A 6,391-nucleotide genomic window follows, 5' to 3' on the forward strand; every position below is an offset into this window, starting at 1 on the left:
ATGGCGGTTTGCAGGGCGGGTTTGATGTCTTCGGTTTTGATTTGGTCGAAACGGGGTTCTTCGCCCAAGTGGAGCAGGACGTTGTCGCTCATATGGTTTCTCCTGAATAAGATGGATTCAGACGGCCTTGTGGCCGTCTGAAAAGAAAACGATAGGCGTTATATGGTGGCAGACAGGCAGAATTAAAGTGTCCTGCCTTCCTGTCGGCCAATCTTATTCTGCGCCGCGCGGATTGGCGTGCAATGGCGCAGCCAGCTCGAGGCGCATGGTGGTGCCTTCTGGGGCATAAACCGCATTGGCAACATTGGTTTGCAGGGATTCGGCAAACGAGCCGCGATACACTTTTGCGCCTTGGTGGGTCAGGTTGGATTGCACGTCGACGTACACTTCTCCGCCGATTTGACGCCAGAGGTAGCAGAAGGTGTAGTCTTCAGACAGGTAGCGTTTGCTTTCGGGATCGACCATGCAGTCGAAGAAGCGGTAGTGCAGGCCTTTGTTTTCCGGGCTGTAGTCGCTGTCGGAGACGTAGTTCAACTCGGGGTAGGCCTCTATCATTTTTTCAAATACGCTGCGTTTGATAACCATGAAGCCGGTTGGCGCGTCATGGACTTTCATAAAACCGTCTTCATCGACTTTCAATACGATTTCACCGTTTTCATCTTTGTCGTTGGTGTTGACGGTGTAAGAAGTGTACATACGCTCAAAATCGGCTTGGGTCATGCCGGCCGGAAGGCCTGCTTTCGGCCAGTTTTCGCGTTTGAGCGGATAAACGCCGGCTACAACGTCTTTATCGGCCAAGAGCAGGCGGTAGAATGAGTCGGGAGAGAAGCCGATGTCGGAGTCAATCCAGAATAAATGCGTCCATTCTTTGTTTTCCAAAAATTTGGCCACGCAGTTGTTGCGCGCGCGCGTAATCAGGCTTTCGCCGCGCTGCATCATTACTTGCAGCGGCAGGCCGAGGGAGGCGTTGGTGTGGACGATGTTCAGAAGCGAGAGGGTGTAGTTGTGGAAATATTTGCCGTCATGGCTGGGGGTCATAATGACGGGATACATTTCGGCAAGGGCTGATTCGGGCAACATGACTTTTCCTTATTGTTGATTGTGAACTTCATTATTGTAAGGGATTTAATTGTATCAATAAACAAACCGTACTATTTTGTTTGGTTGATCAGTCGGTATTGCGTGCGCAAAAATTCGTCTAAGACGGCCTGTTGTATTTCCAGCCGTTTGGAAACGGGGGAGGCGAAGCGTACGATGATGTGGTACACCTTGTCATCATGCGGCACGCGGGACACGCGCGGCTGGGCGGCGGGGGTAATAAAGAGTTTTTGCGCTTGAACGTTTTCCAAATATTGTTGGATAACGGGAACATAGGCTGCGCACAAGGGCTCAAGAACGGCTTTCAGACGGCCTATGATTTCGTCCGAATCCAAATGAATCGGCACGGGGATTTCCACCGTATGAATCACATAATTGCCCAAAATATTGTCGCGGCGCACGGTGTGGCTCAGAAGCAGGCTGTTGGGAAACGAGAGCGTTTTGCCGGAAAGTTGGCCGATCAATGGATTAGGGCCGATTTGCATCATCAGCGTGTTCAGCATATTGATATCGACCACCCGTCCGCGCAGGCCGTTGATTTCGATGTAGTCTCCGATGGAGTATTGTTTGGTTACCGAGCGCAGGATGCTGCCGGACAAACACATAATCAGCTCTTTGGTTGCCACCACAATCGCCGCGGCCACTGCAAACATCGACAAGGCCAAAGTTTGAATCTGCGCCGCCCAAATCATCGCCAGCCCGAGCAGGATCAGCAACATGGTCACGTTGCGGCTGAACACCAGCGAGCGGCGTTTGTTTTCAATGCTCAAATCCGGATGGCTGCGAAAATGCGCCGAGAGCAAAATGCTGCGCCCGGCAATGACGGCCACAATCATCAATACCGACATCAATGCCGATTTAATGATTTCTTCACTGACAGGCAAAGCGTTCAGCCATTCATGCATGGTGTTCCACATAATCCTGTTTCCTTTCCCTTCTTAGGCCGTCTGAAAACCCACGCGTTCAAAAATTTCTGCCGCACACGCTTCCGATACCGCAAACAAAGTTGCCACGCTGCCCAAAGCCCGTTGCGTAGCCGCACTCAAATCATCACGGCACACTTCGCCCAGCCACTCAACCGGCCGCACCAGCGACATTTTTTCATCGTCCCATTGCGGACAATGTACCGCGCCGCCCGTAATCCTGCCGACCCGATAACGGCGCAAAGCAGGCGAGTAGGTCAGTACGGCATCTCCATCAGCCAATTCGTTGACAAACCGCCACACCTGAGCCGCGCCCGATTGCGCCGTTCTCAACTTCACATCCGGTACGGCCGAACGGTAAATATCGGTCAGCTCCTCACGGCCAAAACCCTTGGCCGCCGCTTCGGCCAGCATAGGCCAGGCCAATGCCGCAACACCGCGTTCAAAAAATACATCATAAAGCGCACCTTGCGTGCTGCGAACCATATAAAGTTTGGCTTGTTTTCCCATTACAGTACCTGTTTGTTTGAAGGATTCATCCCTTTGTTTCCATGTTACCTGTTACGGCTGAAAAATTCGATATTTTACATTGCCGGAAGGGTTTGAAGTTCTCGCTGAAAATAAATGAATTATAGATGAAAGGCCGTCTGAAAAATAAAATAGGCTTATATATCAACAGATGATATAGCGTAACAATATATTAATAACTGTAAAATTATTTACGTTTGCATCAAAAAAAGATAAGATGGAATAATCAATCGAGAAAGATTGCTATTCACTGAACATTAGGAGAGAAAAATGACCTGTAAAACCCACGAACATCATGACCACGTTCACAGCGCAAACTGCGGCCACACTGCCATCAAACACGAAGGCCACGTCGATTATCTGCACGACGGCCACCTGCACCATGAGCACAACGGCCACTACGACGAGCATGCTCTGAGCGTCAATGAAACCAACCCTGACGGCTGCCATCCGGTTGACACCTGCCACGGCCACGTTCACGGCGAAGGTTGCGGCCACGAAGCCGTACCGCACGGCGATCATGTTGACTACATCGTCAACGGCCGTCTGCATCACCAACATGGCGACCACTGCGACGACCACGGCCCGGTTGAAATCGTTAAATAAAACTGTTTTTCAGACGGCCTTTAATATGGAGCATCTGTAGGGAAAGGGGGGGTATTTTCACCCCCTTTTCATATATATTGTCGTACCCTACACTAAAACAGCCATTATTATGTTTGACATCATATTTGTATTGGTATTCGGCAGGCTCCAAGCCTCCGGAACACTGAATTTTCCCGATAGGCTTTATCCCATCTGGAAATGGGCGCTAGGCGCAGGCATGCTTTATGCCACGATAGGGACAATGCTGGGATACGCTTTCTCCGGTTCCTTCTCCCTAGTCAGCTTTTTGCTGATTATTGCCTTGTCATCAACCTGGTTCTCTCTGTATTTCAAACTGTTGCGGCTTACCGCCTCAAAAACTGTACTGAACCAATGTATTTACTGGGTGCTGGGTATTGTTTCGGCATTGTCGTTCCCCTTTATTGTGGGCTACTTTTCCCTATTGGCCAAAGGCTTTGTACAATAAACTTTTCAGATAATCTCCCTATACAATAAGGTCGTCTGAAAGCCTGAATCTTTATCTGATTTATGTTTTTAAAGCGCTTTTTAAATTAAAGGCCGTCTGAACGTATAGTTTCAGATGGCCTTTAGTTTTACCAATTCACGCGGACGGCCCTGCTGCCGAGCAATGTTTCCAGTTCGTCAAACAAGGCGGTGCTTGGCGTTACCATCCATTTTGGCGCAATTTTCAATTTGCCTGATGCTTTGCCGTTGCTGTACGACAGTTGCAGCGGAATGTGCGACGTGTCGGGCAGGCGGTGGGCGGTGAGGATGGCGGCGAGGCGTGCGATATCGTGGCCGGGGGCGAGGACGAGGCTGAGGCTGCGGGCGTAGCGTTCGCGCGCCATTTGCAGGGTCATGACTTGGTTTGCCATAATGCGCAGACCGTCGCCGCCGCCGTAGTCGTCGCGGCTGACTTTGGATTCGATAATCAGCACTTGGTCGGATTTGAGGTAGTCGGCGCAGTTTTCCAGCGTGTGGCCGCTGACCATGATTTCCACCAGACCGCTCAAATCTTCAAGGCTGACGAAGGCGATTTTGCCGCGTTTGCCCATCATGGTGCGCACAGCGGTAACGAATCCGGCGAGGCGTACGCTGTCTTGCGGTTTCAGACGGCCCAATTTGGTCGGGGCGATTTGGCGGACTTCTTGGGCATACGGGCCGAACGGGTGGCCGGACAGGTAAAAGCCGATGACGGTTTTTTCTTCGGCGAGTTTTTCCGATTCGCTCCACATGGGCGCGTCGATGAGCTGCACCGGTTCAATGGCGTCTTCCATCATGTCGAAAAGTCCGCCCTGATTGACGTTGGCGGCTTTTTGGTCGGCGTTGCTCATGGCAAGGTCGATGTTCGCCAAGAGCATGGCGCGGTTGGGCTCGATGCTGTCGAACGCGCCGCCGCGTATTAGGGCTTCGAGGGTGCGGCGGTTCATGTGTTCTTTGCCGACGCGCTCGCAGAAGTCCAAGAGGCCGGTAAACTTGCCGCCACTTTGCCGCGCGGCGATGATGGATTCGACGGCGGCTTCGCCCGTGCCTTTAATCGCGCCGAGTGCGTAGCGGATTTTCATGTTCGGATACGGCGTGAAGCGGTAGTCGGATTCGTTGATGTCGGGCGGCAGGAACTCGATGCCGTTGGCGCGGCAGTCGTCGTAGAAATGCTTGAGCTGGTCGGTGTTGTCCAATTCAGACGACATGGTTGCCGCCATAAATTCGGCAGGATAATGGGCTTTGAGCCATGCGGTCTGATAGGAAATCAGGGCGTAGGCTGCGGCGTGGGATTTGTTGAAACCGTAGCCGGCGAATTTTTCCATGTAGTTGAAGATTTCGTCGGATTTTTCGCGCGAAATGCCTTGTTTTGCCGCGCCTTCGGCGAAAATTTCGCGGTGTTTCACCATTTCTTCGGGCTTTTTCTTACCCATGGCGCGGCGCAACAAGTCTGCGCCGCCGAGCGAGTAGCCGCCGATAATCTGCGCCGCCTGCATTACTTGTTCCTGATACACCATAATGCCGTAGGTCGGCGCGAGGATGCCTTCGAGCAGCGGGTGGATGTATTGGAATTCCTGTCCCTTCATGCGCGCGACGAAGTCGGGGATGTTGTCCATCGGGCCTGGGCGGTAGAGCGACACGAAGGCGATGAGTTCTTCAAACTTGGTCGTGTGCGCCGTTTTCAGCATTTTTTTCATGCCGGTCGACTCGAACTGGAAGACGGCGGTGGTGTTCGCATCGCGGAAGATTTGGTAGGCAGCTTGGTCGTCAAGCGGAATCTTGCCGACATCGACAATATCGCCGGTGGTGTTTTTGATGTTGTTCTGCGCCATTTCGATAATGGTCAGGTTGCGCAGACCCAAAAAGTCGAACTTCACCAAACCCACGTCTTCCACGTCGCCCTTGTCGTACATGGATACGGGCGAGGCGGATTCGTCCGCCTGATACACGGGGCTGTAATCGGAAATCTTGCCCGGCGCAATCAACACGCCGCCCGCGTGCATACCCAAACCGCGCGTCAGGTCTTCCAGCTTTTTCGCCAGCGTAATCAGTTCGTCCGCTTCTTCCGCTTCAATCAATTCCTGAATCTGCGGCTCGGCCTCCATGGCTTTTTCCAAACTCAGGGGTTTGTTGGCTTCCAACGGAATCAGTTTGGACAGTTTGTCGCACAGCATAAACGGCAGTTCCAGCACGCGTCCGACGTCGCGAATCACCGCTTTGGACGACATCGTGCCGAAGGTGACAATCTGGCTGACCGCTTCCGCGCCGTATTTCTCGCGCACATATTCAATCACGCGGCCGCGGTTTGCCTGACAGAAGTCCACGTCAAAGTCAGGCATGGAAACGCGTTCAGGGTTTAAGAAACGCTCGAACAGCAACGCGTATTTGAGCGGATCAAGGTCGGTAATCTTCAATGAATACGCCACCAGCGAACCTGCGCCCGAACCACGGCCCGGTCCCACCGGACAGCCGTGTGTTTTCGCCCAGTTGATAAAGTCTTGTACGATAAGGAAATAGCCGGGGAATTTCATCTGGATGATGATGTTCAGCTCAAAATCCAAACGTTCCTGATATTCCGGCATTTTTGCCGCACGCTCCGCCTCGTCTGGATAAAGCTGAACCATGCGTTCCTGCAAACCCTCGTTGGAGAGTTTCACCAAATAATCATCCAGCGACAGGCCGTCCGGAGTAGGGAAGAGCGGCAGGAAGTTTTTGCCCAATGTGATGTGCAGATTGCAGCGTTTGGCAATTTC

6 protein-coding genes are annotated in these 6,391 nt (G+C 52.4%); 2 read left to right on the forward strand and 4 right to left on the reverse strand.

Annotated elements, in window-relative coordinates:
* Positions 1–213: 213 nt before the first annotated feature.
* From ACTHS3_RS08700 to ACTHS3_RS08710, 3 genes are all read right to left on the reverse strand, one after another.
* Positions 214–1,080, reverse strand: a complete 867-nt coding sequence (locus ACTHS3_RS08700) for a hypothetical protein (RefSeq protein ID WP_004520901.1) — start codon at positions 1,078–1,080, stop codon at positions 214–216.
* 71 nt (positions 1,081–1,151) lie between these two features.
* Positions 1,152–2,015 (reverse strand): mechanosensitive ion channel family protein, encoded by an 864-nt coding sequence (locus ACTHS3_RS08705; protein WP_004520900.1) that lies wholly within the window; start codon positions 2,013–2,015, stop codon positions 1,152–1,154.
* A 21-nt stretch (positions 2,016–2,036) separates the two neighbouring features.
* Positions 2,037–2,531 (reverse strand): restriction endonuclease, encoded by a 495-nt coding sequence (locus ACTHS3_RS08710; protein WP_004520899.1) that lies wholly within the window; start codon positions 2,529–2,531, stop codon positions 2,037–2,039.
* A gap of 288 nt (positions 2,532–2,819) precedes the next feature.
* Between ACTHS3_RS08710 and ACTHS3_RS08715 the strand changes: the two genes are divergently transcribed.
* Together ACTHS3_RS08715 and ACTHS3_RS08720 are read left to right on the forward strand one after the other, a co-directional pair.
* Positions 2,820–3,155 carry a hypothetical protein gene (locus ACTHS3_RS08715; RefSeq protein ID WP_039862525.1) on the forward strand — a complete coding sequence of 112 codons (336 nt, stop codon included), beginning with the start codon at positions 2,820–2,822 and terminating at the stop codon, positions 3,153–3,155.
* A 109-nt stretch (positions 3,156–3,264) separates the two neighbouring features.
* On the forward strand, positions 3,265–3,621 hold the full coding sequence (locus tag ACTHS3_RS08720; protein ID WP_004520896.1) for a hypothetical protein: 357 nt from the start codon (positions 3,265–3,267) through the stop codon (positions 3,619–3,621).
* A gap of 127 nt (positions 3,622–3,748) precedes the next feature.
* Here the strand turns inward: ACTHS3_RS08720 and dnaE are convergent.
* The coding region (gene dnaE, locus ACTHS3_RS08725) for a DNA polymerase III subunit alpha (protein ID WP_440367698.1) at positions 3,749–6,391 on the reverse strand (2,643 nt) is incomplete at its 5' end.

This window comes from Neisseria sp. P0009.S007 (genome assembly GCF_051962515.1).

What these genes read in the sequence shown, in the direction of transcription:
- ACTHS3_RS08700 (WP_004520901.1), bottom strand. Translation starts at nt 1,080, where the DNA reads ATGTTGCCCGAATCAGCCCTTGCCGAAATGTATCCCGTCATTATGACC.
- ACTHS3_RS08705 (WP_004520900.1), bottom strand. Translation starts at nt 2,015, where the DNA reads ATGTGGAACACCATGCATGAATGGCTGAACGCTTTGCCTGTCAGTGAA.
- ACTHS3_RS08710 (WP_004520899.1), bottom strand. Translation starts at nt 2,531, where the DNA reads ATGGGAAAACAAGCCAAACTTTATATGGTTCGCAGCACGCAAGGTGCG.
- ACTHS3_RS08715 (WP_039862525.1), top strand. Translation starts at nt 2,820, where the DNA reads ATGACCTGTAAAACCCACGAACATCATGACCACGTTCACAGCGCAAAC.
- ACTHS3_RS08720 (WP_004520896.1), top strand. Translation starts at nt 3,265, where the DNA reads ATGTTTGACATCATATTTGTATTGGTATTCGGCAGGCTCCAAGCCTCC.